Source organism: Bacillus cereus group sp. N8, from assembly GCF_016483685.1.
Lineage (GTDB): Bacteria > Bacillota > Bacilli > Bacillales > Bacillaceae_G > Bacillus_A > Bacillus_A proteolyticus.
In genome coordinates this window covers 1-15,407 of sequence record NZ_JAEHBK010000033.1, presented here as the reverse complement: position 1 = coordinate 15,407, position 15,407 = coordinate 1, and the positions used below count along the sequence as shown (strand labels likewise).

The window sequence follows — 15,407 nt, the reverse complement described above, 5'->3', positions numbered from 1 at the left end:
TAGGTAATCCCCATTTAGTACATATAGAGACTAGACTAATTATGATGTCGGATGCCACTTTCGTCCGTTACTTGTTATCCAAGTTAGCCAGTCTTTGGTCTGTCATACGTAAGACGCATGTTCAATGGAAACTTCGGAAATATCTCCATTCTTCGACTGCGAAGCGTTTCAATGACCCTGCACTTCGGGCGACGATACTCCACTTTGGACTATGGTTCAGGCAGTTTAGCTTTCATCCTTATTCATAATATTTTTTACCTTGCCCCTCAGTCGTATCTAGGTCATTTTGATAACTTAGGGCTTTCCTTGCATGCTCTGGTCCCCTCCAGGTTTCCCCTTCTAGGTAAGCAAGGTGGTAAATGGGTTAAGCACAGACTCCCATCTCTTGTCTAAGGAGATTCTCTACATGCCCGTATGGGCGCACTCCAAACTCATCCAAAATAAATACTACTTCACGATGACACTCATTACCACGAGCAAGGGATGCACCCTTGGCTAATATGAAGTAGAGCTGTCTTACGAAAATAGAAGCAATGACATGATTTGAAGAATCATAGTCAGGTGTAATCATAAAAATTGCAACTGGTTTATCGAAATAATCCATTGTTGTTACCTGAATATCTTCATTTTCTTCTACTACTTTAAATTCTGTATGACCCGTCTTTTCATCTATTTTTTTAATAGAAATAGCTGTTTTCTTTTTCTTATCTCCCTTTTCATTCAATTGAATTGTATCCCCAACTCTTACTGATTGCTTAAAATCTATTGTAAAACGTCCTGTTATATCTGATTTTATGGCCTCTATCGAACCATCCGGGAATACGATTTCTACTCGCTTTCTTGGCTTTGTTTTTCCTTTTATCGTCATTCCAAAGCCAACACGTTTTAAATCCACACTATTTTTCGCTGTCATTTTAGCAATTTCATCGAACGTAAAAATAGAGAGTCCGTTCATTGTTTGGGTGAAGATTCCGCCTCGTGTCGTTCCTTTCGAGAAGTTTGAAGTTGCATATTGCATTTTCGCAACATTATCTGCTGGCAACCCTTCAAAGTATAAATCTAAAGCATTTTCTGGATCTGCTTTTGGATCTACGATTACCTCTTTTGATCCAAGTTCTGATAACATATTTGCTACTGCATACATTGTGATCTTTTCTTCTGTTCCTTCTGCAATACATTTGTCTGTAACTGCTAATATCATGGCATTGCACAAGCTCATAGCGCACTGTTGCCAAAAAGGATCTTTTACAGTTGGATTGTAATACAAGGTGTGAGAAAGTGTTTTACATAACGCTTGGGCTGTTGAATAATCTCCATCTTTATAGGCATCTTTGACTAGCTGTAATAAGTTATAACTCATCGAATCCAAAGGATTTAATAAATTTAACACTTCAATGTGATATCCCCGTTTTTCCAGCGTTTCTTTCGATGCACTGAATAACTCGCCTTTAGGATCGTTAAAAATTAAAGATGGTTTATCTTCCGCTCTAGAATAGACATCAATTGTAGGAAACACAAAGGTTTCCCCTTTACCAGAGCGAGTTGTACCAATGATTAAATTGTTTACAGGGCTATCATCAATGAATACTTTGTCACCTAGTCGAGAGATAACAACACCACCGCCACCTTTAAATGATTTCTCTCGTTCTGGTACGGCTCGATATTGCTTTTTCAGCTCTTCAACTGTTGTAAAGCGACTAGATCCTTTCTCATGATTATTTAAATTTTTAAAGGAAGATTTCAGTTTGTATATTGTTCTTGCAATGGTTCCAATTACTACAAGGAAAACAAGCATGTAGTAAATTGGATGTTCTGCAATTGGCATCCGAAAAAGAAATCCTACCTCCATATGAAATGGTTTTGGGTGTAATAAATCACTAAATGTTGTTTCTATCAGCTCTAAAGATAAGCTGAGTAAAAAATTAGCGATTAAAAACATTCCAACAAATAAAAAAGTACTCAATGGAATGAGTACTTTTTTTTCAGCTAACTTATATATAATTGAGATTTTATCCTTATACATGGGGAAGCGAATCCCCCTTTAAACCGTTACATCTGATTTTGACTCTTGTTTATTTAATTCTGTTGGCTTCTCTGGATTCGTTGGTGGATCTACTGGTGGTTTCGGTTTCTCTGGATCCATTGGCGGATCTACTGGTGGCTTCGGCTTTTCTGGATCCGTTGGTGGATCTACCGGCGGTTTTGGTTTCTCTGGTTCTGTTGGTGGATCTACTGGCGGTTTTGGTTTCTCTGGTTCTGTTGATGGATCTACTGGCGGTTTTGGTTTCTCTGATTCTGTTAGTGGATCTACTGGCGGTTTTGGTTTCTCTGATTCTGTTAGTGGATCTACTGGCGGTTTTGGTTTCTCTGTTCCTGGATTTTCCATACCGCCATTTTCACCTTCCGGTGTAACTGGTGGATTCACAATTTCATCTAGCTTCTTCTCTGGTGGAAGAATATCTCCTATACTCGCTACTGAAGAATCAATATTTTGATCGCCAAACGCAAAATGATCTCCGTTCACGATTACTTGTGGCTTATTATCTGTAATAGCTGCAATCACACTATCTTTCGTCGTATCTTGAAGCGTTTTATCCGTTGTTTCTTTATCAAAGAGTGCTAGAACACGAGAAGTAGTTTCATCGCCATTTTGAAGATTACTTACAATAGATTTATCTTTGAAATTAATTTTTGATTTATCAAGCTCATCTAGCACATAAGCAACCTCATTATCTTTACTTTGAATTGCATTCTCTGTAATTGCTTCAAAATCTTGTTTGTTCAGATTTGCTTTCTTCTCCTCCGGCTTACTTTTATCTGCTTTTTTTGTAATAGCTGACTTACTTTTTGAAGATTCCTTACTTCCAAACCCACTACACCCCATAGTACTCAATATTAATGACCCACCAAGAAAAACAATTCCCATTTTTTTATACAGATTCTCATAATTTAATGGCATGCTAGCTTTTCCTCCTTAGATGTCCTTTAGATCTTTATCAATCTTTTCAATCTTAGCTTTCTTTTCCTCTTCGCTTATCGTAGATTGTTGAACATCCCGTTTCTCTAATTCTTTGACCTCTTTCATCAAGGCTTTGTTTCCTTGCGTTTTGGCAAAAGAATAACAATCTTCATATTTTTTTAGATTTACAAAGGCTTCAACAATGATATTTTCACGCCTACCATCCATATTGACTTTCCCTTTAAGCTTGATTACCTCTTCATATTTTTTATTAAGCGCTGCCTTTTCAAAGTCGATTACATCATTTTTAACATCAATTTCATTGATTTTATTCATATTGTCTATCCCGATAAAATAAGCAACCACACTTTCTGCAAATTTCGGCTCATACTGTAATGCCTTATTTGCCTTTCCATTCAATAAATAAGTAAATAAAACTGCCTTCTGACTATCTTTATTTAATTCTGTGTAATTGACCTTATCAAAGTATTTAACAGCTTCTCCATACTGTTGAATGGCTGCCTGTTGTAACCCTTTTACTACATATTGTTCAGAACCAGCATTTACACTCGAAACCGTATTGGAAGAGAATAGTTTAAAGGTAAATATGGCACCAGCTCCAATTAACACCACACTTCCTATGACACTCGCAATAATCTTGAATCCTTTTCTATTTTCCCTTTCAGGCTTTACTTGTGTTTTCACTTCATGTGATGGACTATAGGAGGATTCCTCCTTTCTTCCTGGTAATTCTTCTTGATATTCATATTCTTCATGAAAAGGAGAATCACTGATTTCCCTTTCTAACGTTTCTAACAGCTCCTTCTTTTGTTCCTCTTGTTCTGGATCTAATTGCATCACATTCATTTTTTTAGAAATGTGATCAAAAATGTGATCCGCATATCTTGAACCGAGTGATAATGTACCGTTATAGATTTCATTACAGTGACCATCTAACAAATCAAAATCAATATGTTCTTGTCTCCCGGCTTCTCTATAAACACGTTCTAATCGTTTGGTTACGATATAAGCTTCATAAAATGAATATTGCCTACCTGACTCAATTTCTGTTCCATTACTACTTTGAAAAATGACAAACATAGCTTCTCCCTTCTTCTATTTAATTTAAATTGTATATAAACTTTCCAAATCGTTTAAAATAGCGCTTTTGTTTATTGAAAAACAATTAACTATAATTTGAAAAATCGGAAACATTTACTCAATGTTTTTTCTAAATACTCATGATATTATTTATGTGCTGATGTTCACCATCCCAAGAACTCAGTAATTTCATCCACAGGCTCTACTATCATCCTTTTGAGAGTGGAGCTTTTATTTATAAGGATTATCCTCAAATCTATTTTTATAAAATTCGAATTTCGTGAAAAAAGGGCAACAAAAAAAGCCATACCCTTTGCATAGCTTCCTCATTGCCTTATTTATATTTGTTCACTATTTCATCCAAAGGAACGGGAATAAAATTTGACCAAATTTTACATTACTATTTACGCTCTCTGCTAAGTATTGGCATCCCATTACGATAACGAGTCCGGCTGCCCCACCAATAAACCACCAAATACATTTATGTCTTCCTCGTTCACCACCCCAAATTAATAGATAAGCGCCCCAGCAAAATACAATAGCTGTACTCACCATTGCTCCTCTTTGCATCCAAGTAATAAATGAATTACCCGTATTAATTAGACCATCCATCGCATCACCTAACACTAACATTTGAGCTATTGTTTCAAACATATACATTCACTCCCTTTTCATTTTTGGCTTCTTATACGTTGCTAAGCTGACTTGACTCATTTGGTTTGCTGTCTTCCTTTACTTCGGTTGGTGCTGCCTTATATGCTTGTAAAGCTTTCATTACTAAATCTTGATTTTCTTCAATACATTTCTGATGATGTAAATGAAGCCAATGGTTATAATCCTGACCATTGGCTTTTAATAGGTTTGCTACCATTTCTTTTTCTTTTTTTAATTCCTTCTGTGTAATCGCCACTGTATCACCACCTTTCAATGATTATGTGATTACTTCTGGTATTGCTCTTTGCAATTTTGAATAAAGAATCCTACTTCTTTTTCAAATTCAGACGGTTTAATCTCTTCAAACTTTATTGCTTTCTTCAACTGTCCTTTTTCATAGTAAGCAAGGGTATCACGCTTTTGTGACAAGCCGAAGTCGTGCTGATTACTTGTTCTTGGTACATCCTCTCTACCTCCAAATAATTCTTTCACCAGGATATTGTTTTGTTTTGCTAATTTCCCAACTTTAAAGAGTATATCTTCTCTTGTTTTTTTATCATTATTCAACATAACAAAACCTGTTCCATCCTCACTCATGAACTTCTTCATTTCTAAAGGACTAAGTTCCATTACTTCCCCTTTTCCAGAGCTAAAGACAAATGTTGAACCAATACCAATTGCAATTAATAGTCCAACAACAGCGGATATAATCCACCCTTTACGACTCATATTTGTTCCTCCCTATGCCATATTTTTATAAGCGATTTTGAAGTGTGATGAGACACATTTTAACTTCAACATCCGTTTTTACTTTATAATATTTATAGGAAAATAGGATAGAAAATGGAAATATCATTTATGGCTGGAATGACGAACCCTGTATTAGCATGCGTATAGAGACTAATCCCGACCTAGCTTCTATATGCCCAATACCGCACTACGTATTTTGGCGTGAACGTAGAACCTTATGTATCTATTGTTTGTAATGTTCTTCGCTTCTTCAGAATGTCAACATGGGATATTCCTCACGATTACTGACACAAACAGATCTTTGATACAATGCATTTCCCAGTGGTCACAGATGAGTTTTACGATCTTACTCATCCAACGATAATCGTATACCTATCCCCTCTAGTGACCTTTTGAAGGGAGGCACGCATATATATTTGCCATATATCATCCTTCTACATCACTACTTTAAGGAAGAAAGACATACGTAATATATATCTAAATTGTCAAAGAGCAAATTACTTTGTGCTATGTTCTCAGCACACTTCAAAATCGCTTTTTTTATTTACACTTTTGGTTTACAGCTACTAATTCCGCTTGTTTATGTTTCCGTTTTGCAATTAAATTTTGATGTTCATCTCTAACCGAACGCACTTGATAATAAATTTGAGCTACCTTTTCAATGCTTCCTGTGCTATTTTCAATTGCGATTGCACCTTTCAGTTCGTATGTTTTTCCATCAAAAGTTTTGACACTATGAGCTTGTGATGCGGCAATATCATAGAATGTGAGCCTTTGTTCTTTTCCCATATGAACGCCTCCTATTTTGGATAAAAAAGAGAGAAAAGCGCTTCTCCCTTGTTTAGTTTTCTAGCCATCTAGATAGGATAAAATAGTGAACGAGTGCCTTATATCATGCTAGGATTGTTGTGTTATACGAGGTTATGATACGTTGCGCTGCCTCTTTTCCGTATATGTGCTGTAATGCGGATTGAGATTCAACTACGATTGAATGATGAATGTGGTATGTTGCGCTTTCTCTTAAAAACTGCTCCATATGAGGGATTGGGTACAAATCATATTGATGAAGTACCAGGTGAATTGGTCTTATATTCTTGCATTCTGTTAGATGTTGAAGAAAGTTCGATAATGCTTCCCCTCTTTCTTCATAAGTGCTTTGTTCTGTTTCTACACCAATATAAACAACTACTTTTTGATACCTATCAATTTGAAGTGTTTCATAACCAACAAATAGCTCATGCTTGAGTATGTGATATCCTTGTTTTTGCTTCTCCTTATGTGTATCTTTATAAAACATGCCTTTCGTATCAAAAATAAAAATAAAATTATCAGTTGCCTCGTTCAATCTTTCTATAACCGATCTATAAGCACCAAATCGAGCTTTTATGACACCAGGAATCATATCCCCTCCATCCAGTCCTCTCAGCATTTTAATCATCCTTGTGTACATCTTCGCTACACCTAACATGTACGATGCTCCTCCCTATTTTTTTATCTAATGGCGATTAGCGAAACATCAGTTCTTTAGAAAGCTAGGAACTTTTGCGCCGCCCAATTTCTTCCCCAAGTTCCCCTAAATTTTTCGCTTTACCGACATAGACTCCAGTCACTACCTTTTATCTCCTTTTCGGCCTCATTCTGCTTTTGTACGATTTTTTATTGCAAATAGGAATCCTATTAAGACAAGGACGATACATGCAAAGCCAATCCATTTCAAATGAGGATTCTCAGCTTCCCCTCCCCTTGTAGGGAGATTATCTTCTAATTTTTCTACTTTCCCTGATATTTTTCCGAGTAGCGGTTTTGTAATAATCTGTTGTGGTGTAACAGGTTTATCTGTTACTTTTAGTTGTTCTGTTTTTTGTGGTTGTTCCGGTTGATGTGGTGTTGATGGTGTCGGCTGCTTCTAATCCTTCACCATGTGCTTAATAATTTCACCATCTTCTTGGATTTCAAAAGAGAGTGTTTCTTCGTTAATCAAGTATCCTTCTAGTGCGAACGTTTCAACATGACTAATAGCTACCCAAATGATATACATTTTTGCTGAAAAATCAGAATTTTAAGATTAAAAAACTAAAAAAATAAAAATAATATTGTACCTTTTCTTCATTACTGATTTAAAATATAAATGTATAATTGTATATTACTAAGCATTGCTTTATTCCAACCTTGCCCGATAGTATGTTGCGAAAAAGAGGCTCTCGATAGGTACTTCCAAAAAATCCGCAATACTTTTTGCACGACTAGAAATCAGACCTTTTCTTCCTGATTCTACATCATACAAAGTACTGACTGGAATTTTGGAACCGTTTGAAACATCATTAATTGTATAGCCCTGTGATTCACGAATTTCTCTTAGAACTGTCAAATATCTCCCCCCTTATTTACAGTTTATTCGTCTTTTAGCCTAAAGTCAACACTTAAAGTTCCTGTTTTTTACACTTTGGGTGTAAGATGTGAAGACTCTTCTTAAAATCTACTTGTTTAAAATTGGAGTGATAACTTATATGAGAATTGAAGAAAACGTACTAGGAAAAAACATAAAGAAATTAAGGGCTTTAAAAGGAGTAAATCGCAAAGAAATGGCGGAAGATCTTAAAACTACGTATAGGACTGTTTCTAGTTGGGAAACTGGAGAAAAAAAACCACGCCTAAACAAATTAGAAGAAATCGCAAATTATTTTGACGTTAATACAGCTTCTTTATTAAAGAGTGAAATCCCTGATAAAGAATTATTAAATACTATAAAGGGAGAAGATCCTGTTGAACGTCTAGCACGACTGCTTTATGAAAAGTACATGAGCGTTCCAGATAAACACAAACCTAGAATTGAAGAAGAATTACTAAAATATGCAAGCAAATTAAAGATGGAAATTGATAAAGAAGAATAGAGGGTCCCTACGATTGAGACTCTCTTATTCTTCTTTACAGCTATATTCTGAACATAATTCAATAATTTCACCAAATGTTTGTAAATCCATCTCTTTTATAATCTCTGTAAGCTCATATATACTTAATTTCATGTCTATCCCTCCATTTTCAGATTGTGAATTTAGACACATAAATTTCGCAATTCCTTATTTAGAAATTTATAAAACATTTTATAAAAGCACAAAAGACACCGTTTAAACGATGTCTTTTTTTAATAAACAAGATGAAGAATCAGCCGCCACCACCGGGATCAACCATTCTATTCATTATGTCTTTATTAACTGTATATTTCAAATTAGATTCATGTGATTCAAATAAATTCGTATATCCTCCACTAGGATCTACATTCATATAAGAAACAAATTGATTATCAACATGTTTATATTTAAAATGCCATTGATGCGCTACAAATTTATCTAATAAACCATTTACTATTGTTATCAAAAGTACGGTAACTACTATCAATCCAAATAACTTTTTCACTCTATTCGCCTCTTTCTGTAAAAACTACATTACAATTTCTACATATTCTTCATATACTCCTTCTGCAAATTTCCCGTACAAGAAATCATTATTTGACTTAAACATATTAATAGATTTCTTTATTAATGCTAAATCATCCTTAGCCATCCCCATATAGCATGTCTGCAATGCTGATAAGTACCCTTTTTGAGTTTCAATTTTTTCTAATATACTTATAGCTTCACTTTTTTTCCCTTCCTTAATTAAAAAAAGTGCAAATTCAGCCGGATGAAGTTTATTAAATTCTATTTTATCTATATCTTTCCACCAGACAATTCTAATAAAATTGATATTGTTTAACGCTATTGCAAATTTTAAACTCTCTTTCGCCCCACTCAATATATTTAAAGCCTCCAAAAAGAATTTTAAAGACCTATTGTAATCAGAGAACATGTAACTTTCTCCACGCCTAATATTCAAAAATGCTTCCATGACCGGGAAAAATTTTAGATCTCTATATGCCCTTAAATATGTACTATTTTCTTCAAAATCTTTACCCATATCTTTTCTTAAAAGCGAATAACTCCATAGTTCTTTTACCCAAAAATAATATAAATCCTTTAAATAACTATTAGTCACCAATTTCATATTATTTTCAATCCTAATCTTATATCCTTCCATCAATCCAAAATCACCTAAATCACATAAAATTAGCATGCTAAGTATGTCACAATAGATTTCTATATCATAATTTTTTTTATTGGTCATGGTTCTAGCTTTCTCGATATCTAAATATAAACCTCTAACATTCTCTCCATCCAAACGAGCAATATATAAACTGAAAACCTTTTCCAATCGCCTCATTTCAATGTCTTCACTTTTCTCGCATAGTCGCGAAAGAAACTTCATTAATTTCAAATAATCATTTAAATGTGCAATTGCAAATGCAACTTTTACATTTATATTCATTCTATCTTTTAAAGCACTTAAATAATTGATAATCATTTGTTCTTGCTTATCTTTATCCTCTTCAAAAACAATATATATAATTTTAGAAAAAGTATATACTGATAACGCATTATTCTTGTTAAAGTAATTTGAAATGGTTGATTTAGCAACACCAACCTCTTTTGCAAGGTCTGTGTATGTCATATTTTTAAATGATATGTAATCATCAATTTCTTTTGCTAGATTCTTCATATATATTCACCTCTGTTTCAGCTGTATTCAGTTCAGTTTATAAAATATTCAGAAATATATACATTTAAGGCGATTATACCATATCAAAAAACTCCAGATTTTTCTCATTAATAGACAGAATATTAAGTTTTTTATGGACAAATGAATAATAATTTTAACTATATTTTTCTCTTTAACATTAAATATGAACTTTAAGTGTTGATATTCTCCAAACGGAATTGTAGAATATAAATAACTTATCTATGTACGTAGGTTTTATAAACCAAAACAAAAAAAAACCCCACCGTCCAGTTTTTAATTGGTTTCTAGTTTGGCGACCGGATCCAATTAAAAACTCCAAAAGATAGGGTTTTAATTCACACTACAAATGTACGTGTTTTTTTTTAATATCATGCTTGATATTAAAATTATATCATAAGGTACATACTATGTGAATATAAAACCTCTGTTTTCTTATTTATTTGTGGTGGAAAAAATAGGAGGTTTTTTCCGTGTTATTGCACAATTTTTTGCTCAGGCGAGCAAAAACCGAATTAAGTCCCCGAATCAAACACTTACCCAAAACACCTGGGGCTATTAATCAAGCAATCAAGAAAGTTACTACTTATATTGATAATATTGTCCTAGAATATGAAGGTGTTACCACAAAAGATTATCTTACCAAACGAAAATATGAGGCATTCGAAACTGTTTTATCGTATTTAGTACAAGAAGGGTATTCTCAAGTAAAGCAAGAGCATATCAGCAAAAAATCAGGTATTTCAAAACCAATTATTAACTACGTGTTTAATTGGCTACAAGACTTGGGAGTGTGCCAACAAATCAAAGTACGAAGACATGGTAAAATTGCCCCTTCAATTTACATTTTAACTTTACATAACAATTATTTAAAAATCATTGAATATTTCAAGCTGAAATGGGCTGTAGCAATTGATGTCTGTTCTACTTTCACAAAATTTTTAAAGAAAAAACTCTTTAAAAAAGTTATTGAATCCAAACATGAGGAAAAGAGTACTTTATCTAATGGCATAGATATTTTAAATTTTGAAGAACTAGAAAGATCAAATACTAATTCACAAAATGCTATTGATAGATCACAAGATTCAAATGATTATTTAAGTGAAGATCAGAAAAAGGCATATCGCTATATAACAAGTCAACCAGTGACATATTTAACAGAACAGGACGCTTATACTATAGCCTTAAGAATGCCGAAAAGAATTGATCGTTATCAAAGATGGGATTTTGAAAAATGCGTTGAATGGTTTGAGTATAATCAAGCTGAAATAAGTAATCCTGCTCATTTTATGAAAATGTTCGCTGAAAAATCTAAACAAAGAACAGAGCGTAACGATTATGAAGCGAAAGAAGCCTTAACTAACATGGAACATGCACAAAAATATGAAAGCAAACTTCCAATTATAGATTGGCTTAATAACAAGAAAATGGATTCCATTCTGCAAAAAATGGGCGCTCTAAAGCCCTAAAAAAAACATCTAAAACTTAGCTTTGCTCAAAAATAATATAATTAGCAAGGCTATTTGTCATGTATTCTTATAATCTCCTAGCAACGTACTATTTTTCATCAAAAAGAATTTCAAAAAGCGCCTCAGATCTTATAATTATTTCTCTTTTTCTAAATTATGCAGGTATGAAATTCCACTTATATGAAACTGAAGATTCTATCATTTACTCATAAATTAACCTTGGAATTTACTAAGATAAAATCTTGATTCCCTTGATACAGCTAGCCTAACATCTCTAAAATAGATTCTAATGTTTATAATGATTTTATTTTTTAAACAAGATTTAATAAATACAGTATTCTATCCTAAAGGGGAAACATTATAAGTATGTTCTTTATCATTTTCCGACAGAATACTGTTTCTTAATTTTTGTGACTATTTGGGGAAATATATCAAATTTACAAAAAAAGTAGGGAAGCTTGTATGTTTTTACAAGCTCCCCTACTTTTTTACGTATCATTTAAGTTATTTTTTAAATAGTTTAGCGAACCATGATTTTTCTTGTTGAGAAGACGCAACTAACTTCTTGGTTTCTTGTATTTCTCGAACCACTTCTAATAACTGCTGATCTCTACTGTTTATTTTTCTATCAATAGTCTTTTGCTGTTCATCAATCTTGTTCGTTAGTGTTTGATTAGTTTGTTCTAAATTGTCTATGCGTTTTAAAAGTTCCATATTCATAGCTTTTTGTTCTTGAAAATATATAGAAACCTCTTTCATACTCTCATACATCGTCTGAATAATTGGTTTCGTTATTTCGTTGTCTTCATCACTCTCTTCTACTACAATATAATCTACATTTTGTTTTAACACCTGTTCTATTATTTCTGGTGGCTCTTGTGCATCTTTCATATTAGCAATTAATTTAAAAAGCTCTAATGATTCCTGTTCATATCTCAGCGTTCGCCCCTTCGTCCCAGCGACGGTTGGTAAGTATGGTTTGAATTGATCCCGCCAGGCCTGAAGGGTTGTCCGTGGCTTCCCAAGCATCCTTGCTATATCTGCAAGGGAATATGTTTTCTTATAAGGTTCTTCCCTATCCATTCCATCGTCCTCCCCTCATCGTCATTTGTTGTTATCGATGTCCGACACGTTGTCATTACATTGTTATTGATTATCATCCATGTCGGTCATGTTGTCATTATATTGTTATTGACCATCATCCATGTTTGTCGTGTTGTCATTACATTGTTGTTGACCATCATCCATGTCGGTCATGTTGTCATTATATTGTTATTGACCATCATCCATGTCGGTCATGTTGTCATTGTATCGTTATTGACCATCATCCATGTCGGTCATGTTGTCATTGTATCGTTATTGACCATCATTCATGTCGGTCATGTTGCTATTTTACTGTTATTCATCATCATTTATGTTCGACATGTCGGCGTCTAACTGTTATGTGTTTAATTCGTTTGAAAGAAGGTATTTCCTTGTTTATTTTGAATTTTTTAAGTATATAGGTTAATTAAATAATAAGTACGATTCAAGTCGTACTTATTATTTAAAATGTTCTTATTTTTGATTAAATGCGCTAAAGCATAATCAAAAGTAGTACTTAAGTCGTACTTAATGTATAAAGGGGGAATTATAAATGAAAATTGGAAGAAAAGTAGCGGATTTCGGAAATAGTTTTAATAATTTCATGGTTGATGGTTATTATATTGAACTTGCAACGAATGTAGTTAAGATTTCAAAGAAACAAGCTGAGGATTTACTTGTTGATCGTATTTCTAAACCAGAAGATTTACTGGATAGATTACTAATTTCCACTGAAATCGAAGGTGAAGAGTCTTACTATTTAGTTGGGCAATTGGCTGAAGATAATCAGTTAGCAAACTCACATGTAAATAAGATGCACGATAAAATAAATAGTCCTATCCCATACGTATGCTTTTTAGGAGCAATTGCATATTATCATGCCCTTAATGCTGATCAAGAAGATAATGAAGTTGAAATTGAACACATGAGTATGATGCTTCCAATTTGGCTTTTAAAACGCGAAGAGAAATTTAGCATTGCCCATAAAAAGATGGAAGAAAGATTTATTGGTGAACATAAAGTTAAAGTGTTAACACCAGGAATGGAGAAAGAACTAATTATTACAGTCAATTCAGCAAAATGTAGAAATGAATCGGAAGTTGCTAGACATTCTTTAAAATATAAAATGGTTTCAAAAGATCAGAATACAAATGTAATTAGTATTGAAAAGCGATATGAATCTGAGAGATTCGATGACTATGAAGTAGTTTTAACTGACATTGGTGGCGGTTCTACAGATGCTGTACGATTAGGTAAAGGACTTACTACACCTAAGCACAGAGATTCTTTCCAAGTTATCGATATTGAGCCATTCTTAGGATACCTAGAACGCTTTAGAAAAGAAAAATTGATTCAATACTTTAAGGATTTAAGAACATTAGAGAAATTTATAGTTAATAATTATAAAGTACAAAAGTATGTACTATCGAATGAAAATACTGGTGAAGAATATGATTTTACAAATGAAATTGTAGAGGCGCTGAAAGAATATGCAAGAATTTTAGTAGCTAAAATTCTTGATGTATTCATCCCATCTAGTACGAATACAGTATTGAAATTCATTTATATCGGAGGAGAAGCACCAGTTTTAGAACCTTACATCCGTCTCGCTTTATTGAATCATATGTCTGAAATGGCTGCTAAAAACAATCACTTCTTCTTGAACGATATTATTCAAAATAGCGACAAAGAAGTATTTGCTCCAACTTCACGTACAATTAATCTAACTGCACTAGAATTAAAAGTAATTGATGAAATGAAGGGCCAGTTAGCTTAAAATAAAAGGACGTGCTGATAATGGCTAAAAATAGAAAAATGGCATTACATGCTGATAATATGCCTGAAGATGTATATAGGATCCTTAATGAAAAAGCTAATGGTAGACAATTAACAGCATTTGTTGTTGAACTGGTACAAAATGAAAAACGTTATGAGCAACTACTGAAGAAATTAGATAATGTAGAACAGAGATTACATCTTTTAGATACAGTTGAGAATAAATTGGATATTTTGCTTACTAATAGATTTGTTTCCGCACAGAGACAAGAAGATTTAAAAACAGAGGAGCCCATATTGCAAGAAGGTAAAATTATTGACGCCAGGGTAGTACTTGGTGGGATTTCTGAAGAAGATAACGAAGAGCTCGATTTCTAACTAATAAAGAAGACCTTTAGGTATAATCCTAAGGTCTTCTTATAATTGTGTGACCTAAAAATCTGTTGAATTGAACTAGCCCCCACTTAACACCAAAGTATCCTTCGGTTATCCTATTAGGCTAATCCCGTATTTCCTACGGTTAATACGAAATTCGTACGGTATCACAATCTTATTTTGGTTTTTTGACATCTAAAAATAGACTTGGTTTTGATAGTACGGATCCCACTGACATAAGTCATCTTTCCCCTTTAGGGATGGGAGTGTCAAAATAAGGTAGTCCTGATATCACGGCTATAATCCCCTTCATAATATAGAAATATCTCTATTTCTATAATTGGATATTTCCCTATTCCTCTACTTCTATTATAAGAAATGGTGGTATAAGGGATGTCTCTGAACAATTACTGCTTCTATTGTATGTACTGCATATTACTATTATAATCCCTCTCAATATAGATATATCCCTATTTCTATAATCAGATATTTCCCTGTCCCTCTACTTTTATTATAAGAAATGGTGGTATAAGGGATGTCTCTGAACAATTGCTGCTTCTTTTGTATGTACTGCATATCACTATTATAATCTCTCTCAATATAGATATATCCCTATTTCTATAATTGGA

The 15,407-nt window shown here is 33.5% G+C and carries 15 protein-coding genes and 2 pseudogenes; 4 read left to right on the top strand and 13 right to left on the bottom strand.

Annotated features, from left to right (window positions below; translation table 11 throughout):
- Positions 1 to 415: 415 nt before the first annotated feature.
- The 10 genes and pseudogenes from JDS80_RS26085 to JDS80_RS26045 form a co-directional block, all read right to left on the bottom strand.
- Positions 416 to 2,023 (bottom strand): annotated as a pseudogene (locus JDS80_RS26085) (VirD4-like conjugal transfer protein, CD1115 family); the annotation flags it as partial.
- An 18-nt stretch (positions 2,024 to 2,041) separates the two neighbouring features.
- Positions 2,042 to 2,959, bottom strand: a complete 918-nt coding sequence (locus JDS80_RS26080; protein WP_199640331.1) for a hemagglutinin — start codon at positions 2,957 to 2,959, stop codon at positions 2,042 to 2,044.
- 15 nt (positions 2,960 to 2,974) lie between these two features.
- Positions 2,975 to 4,060, bottom strand: a complete 1,086-nt coding sequence (locus JDS80_RS26075; RefSeq protein WP_199640330.1) for a hypothetical protein — start codon at positions 4,058 to 4,060, stop codon at positions 2,975 to 2,977.
- Positions 4,061 to 4,411: 351 nt separating this feature from the next.
- Entirely contained in the window at positions 4,412 to 4,720 is a 309-nt protein-coding gene (locus tag JDS80_RS26070) for a hypothetical protein (RefSeq protein ID WP_033714825.1), read from the bottom strand.
- Between the two features lie 25 nt (positions 4,721 to 4,745).
- Entirely contained in the window at positions 4,746 to 4,970 is a 225-nt protein-coding gene (locus JDS80_RS26065; RefSeq protein ID WP_199640329.1) for a hypothetical protein, read from the bottom strand.
- 29 nt (positions 4,971 to 4,999) lie between these two features.
- Positions 5,000 to 5,443, bottom strand: coding sequence for a hypothetical protein (locus JDS80_RS26060; RefSeq protein ID WP_199640328.1), 444 nt, complete (start codon positions 5,441 to 5,443; stop codon positions 5,000 to 5,002).
- Positions 5,444 to 6,004: 561 nt separating this feature from the next.
- Positions 6,005 to 6,253, bottom strand: coding sequence for a hypothetical protein (locus JDS80_RS26055; protein WP_002166632.1), 249 nt, complete (start codon positions 6,251 to 6,253; stop codon positions 6,005 to 6,007).
- Positions 6,254 to 6,356: 103 nt separating this feature from the next.
- The gene (locus JDS80_RS26050) at positions 6,357 to 6,932 is read right to left on the bottom strand and encodes a TraM recognition domain-containing protein (protein ID WP_199640327.1); all 576 of its coding nucleotides are present in this window, start codon (positions 6,930 to 6,932) and stop codon (positions 6,357 to 6,359) included.
- 165 nt (positions 6,933 to 7,097) lie between these two features.
- Positions 7,098 to 7,508: pseudogene (locus JDS80_RS31655) on the bottom strand (adhesin); the annotation flags it as partial.
- Positions 7,509 to 7,622: 114 nt separating this feature from the next.
- A complete protein-coding gene (locus tag JDS80_RS26045; protein ID WP_098270656.1) occupies positions 7,623 to 7,832 on the bottom strand; it encodes a helix-turn-helix domain-containing protein in 210 nt (69 codons plus the stop codon).
- 139 nt (positions 7,833 to 7,971) lie between these two features.
- On the opposite strand from JDS80_RS26045, the gene JDS80_RS26040 reads away from it, so the two are divergent.
- On the top strand, positions 7,972 to 8,355 hold the full coding sequence (locus tag JDS80_RS26040) for a helix-turn-helix domain-containing protein (protein ID WP_199640326.1): 384 nt from the start codon (positions 7,972 to 7,974) through the stop codon (positions 8,353 to 8,355).
- Positions 8,356 to 8,626: 271 nt separating this feature from the next.
- Here JDS80_RS26040 and JDS80_RS26035 read toward each other — a convergent pair whose 3' ends face one another.
- Positions 8,627 to 8,878, bottom strand: a complete 252-nt coding sequence (locus JDS80_RS26035; protein ID WP_199640325.1) for a hypothetical protein — start codon at positions 8,876 to 8,878, stop codon at positions 8,627 to 8,629.
- Positions 8,879 to 8,902: 24 nt separating this feature from the next.
- On the bottom strand, positions 8,903 to 10,057 hold the full coding sequence (locus JDS80_RS26030) for an AimR family lysis-lysogeny pheromone receptor (protein WP_199640324.1): 1,155 nt from the start codon (positions 10,055 to 10,057) through the stop codon (positions 8,903 to 8,905).
- 491 nt (positions 10,058 to 10,548) lie between these two features.
- On the opposite strand from JDS80_RS26030, the gene JDS80_RS26025 reads away from it, so the two are divergent.
- Positions 10,549 to 11,544: a Replicase RepFR55 gene (locus JDS80_RS26025; protein ID WP_199640323.1), complete on the top strand. Its 996-nt coding sequence runs from the start codon at positions 10,549 to 10,551 to the stop codon at positions 11,542 to 11,544.
- A gap of 504 nt (positions 11,545 to 12,048) precedes the next feature.
- Here the strand turns inward: JDS80_RS26025 and JDS80_RS26020 are convergent.
- Positions 12,049 to 12,627, bottom strand: coding sequence for a DUF3967 domain-containing protein (locus JDS80_RS26020; RefSeq protein WP_199640322.1), 579 nt, complete (start codon positions 12,625 to 12,627; stop codon positions 12,049 to 12,051).
- Positions 12,628 to 13,180: 553 nt separating this feature from the next.
- Between JDS80_RS26020 and JDS80_RS26015 the strand changes: the two genes are divergently transcribed.
- Complete coding sequence (locus tag JDS80_RS26015; protein ID WP_199640321.1) at positions 13,181 to 14,404, top strand: ParM/StbA family protein; 1,224 nt, start codon at positions 13,181 to 13,183, stop codon at positions 14,402 to 14,404.
- 20 nt (positions 14,405 to 14,424) lie between these two features.
- The gene (locus JDS80_RS26010) at positions 14,425 to 14,781 is read left to right on the top strand and encodes a hypothetical protein (RefSeq protein ID WP_199640320.1); all 357 of its coding nucleotides are present in this window, start codon (positions 14,425 to 14,427) and stop codon (positions 14,779 to 14,781) included.
- Positions 14,782 to 15,407: the final 626 nt, after the last annotated feature.

What these genes read in the sequence shown, in the direction of transcription:
- JDS80_RS26080 (WP_199640331.1), bottom strand. Translation starts at nt 2,959, where the DNA reads ATGCCATTAAATTATGAGAATCTGTATAAAAAAATGGGAATTGTTTTT.
- JDS80_RS26075 (WP_199640330.1), bottom strand. Translation starts at nt 4,060, where the DNA reads ATGTTTGTCATTTTTCAAAGTAGTAATGGAACAGAAATTGAGTCAGGT.
- JDS80_RS26070 (WP_033714825.1), bottom strand. Translation starts at nt 4,720, where the DNA reads ATGTATATGTTTGAAACAATAGCTCAAATGTTAGTGTTAGGTGATGCG.
- JDS80_RS26060 (WP_199640328.1), bottom strand. Translation starts at nt 5,443, where the DNA reads ATGAGTCGTAAAGGGTGGATTATATCCGCTGTTGTTGGACTATTAATT.
- JDS80_RS26055 (WP_002166632.1), bottom strand. Translation starts at nt 6,253, where the DNA reads ATGGGAAAAGAACAAAGGCTCACATTCTATGATATTGCCGCATCACAA.
- JDS80_RS26050 (WP_199640327.1), bottom strand. Translation starts at nt 6,932, where the DNA reads ATGTTAGGTGTAGCGAAGATGTACACAAGGATGATTAAAATGCTGAGA.
- JDS80_RS26040 (WP_199640326.1), top strand. Translation starts at nt 7,972, where the DNA reads ATGAGAATTGAAGAAAACGTACTAGGAAAAAACATAAAGAAATTAAGG.
- JDS80_RS26030 (WP_199640324.1), bottom strand. Translation starts at nt 10,057, where the DNA reads ATGAAGAATCTAGCAAAAGAAATTGATGATTACATATCATTTAAAAAT.
- JDS80_RS26020 (WP_199640322.1), bottom strand. Translation starts at nt 12,627, where the DNA reads ATGGATAGGGAAGAACCTTATAAGAAAACATATTCCCTTGCAGATATA.
- JDS80_RS26015 (WP_199640321.1), top strand. Translation starts at nt 13,181, where the DNA reads ATGAAAATTGGAAGAAAAGTAGCGGATTTCGGAAATAGTTTTAATAAT.
- JDS80_RS26010 (WP_199640320.1), top strand. Translation starts at nt 14,425, where the DNA reads ATGGCTAAAAATAGAAAAATGGCATTACATGCTGATAATATGCCTGAA.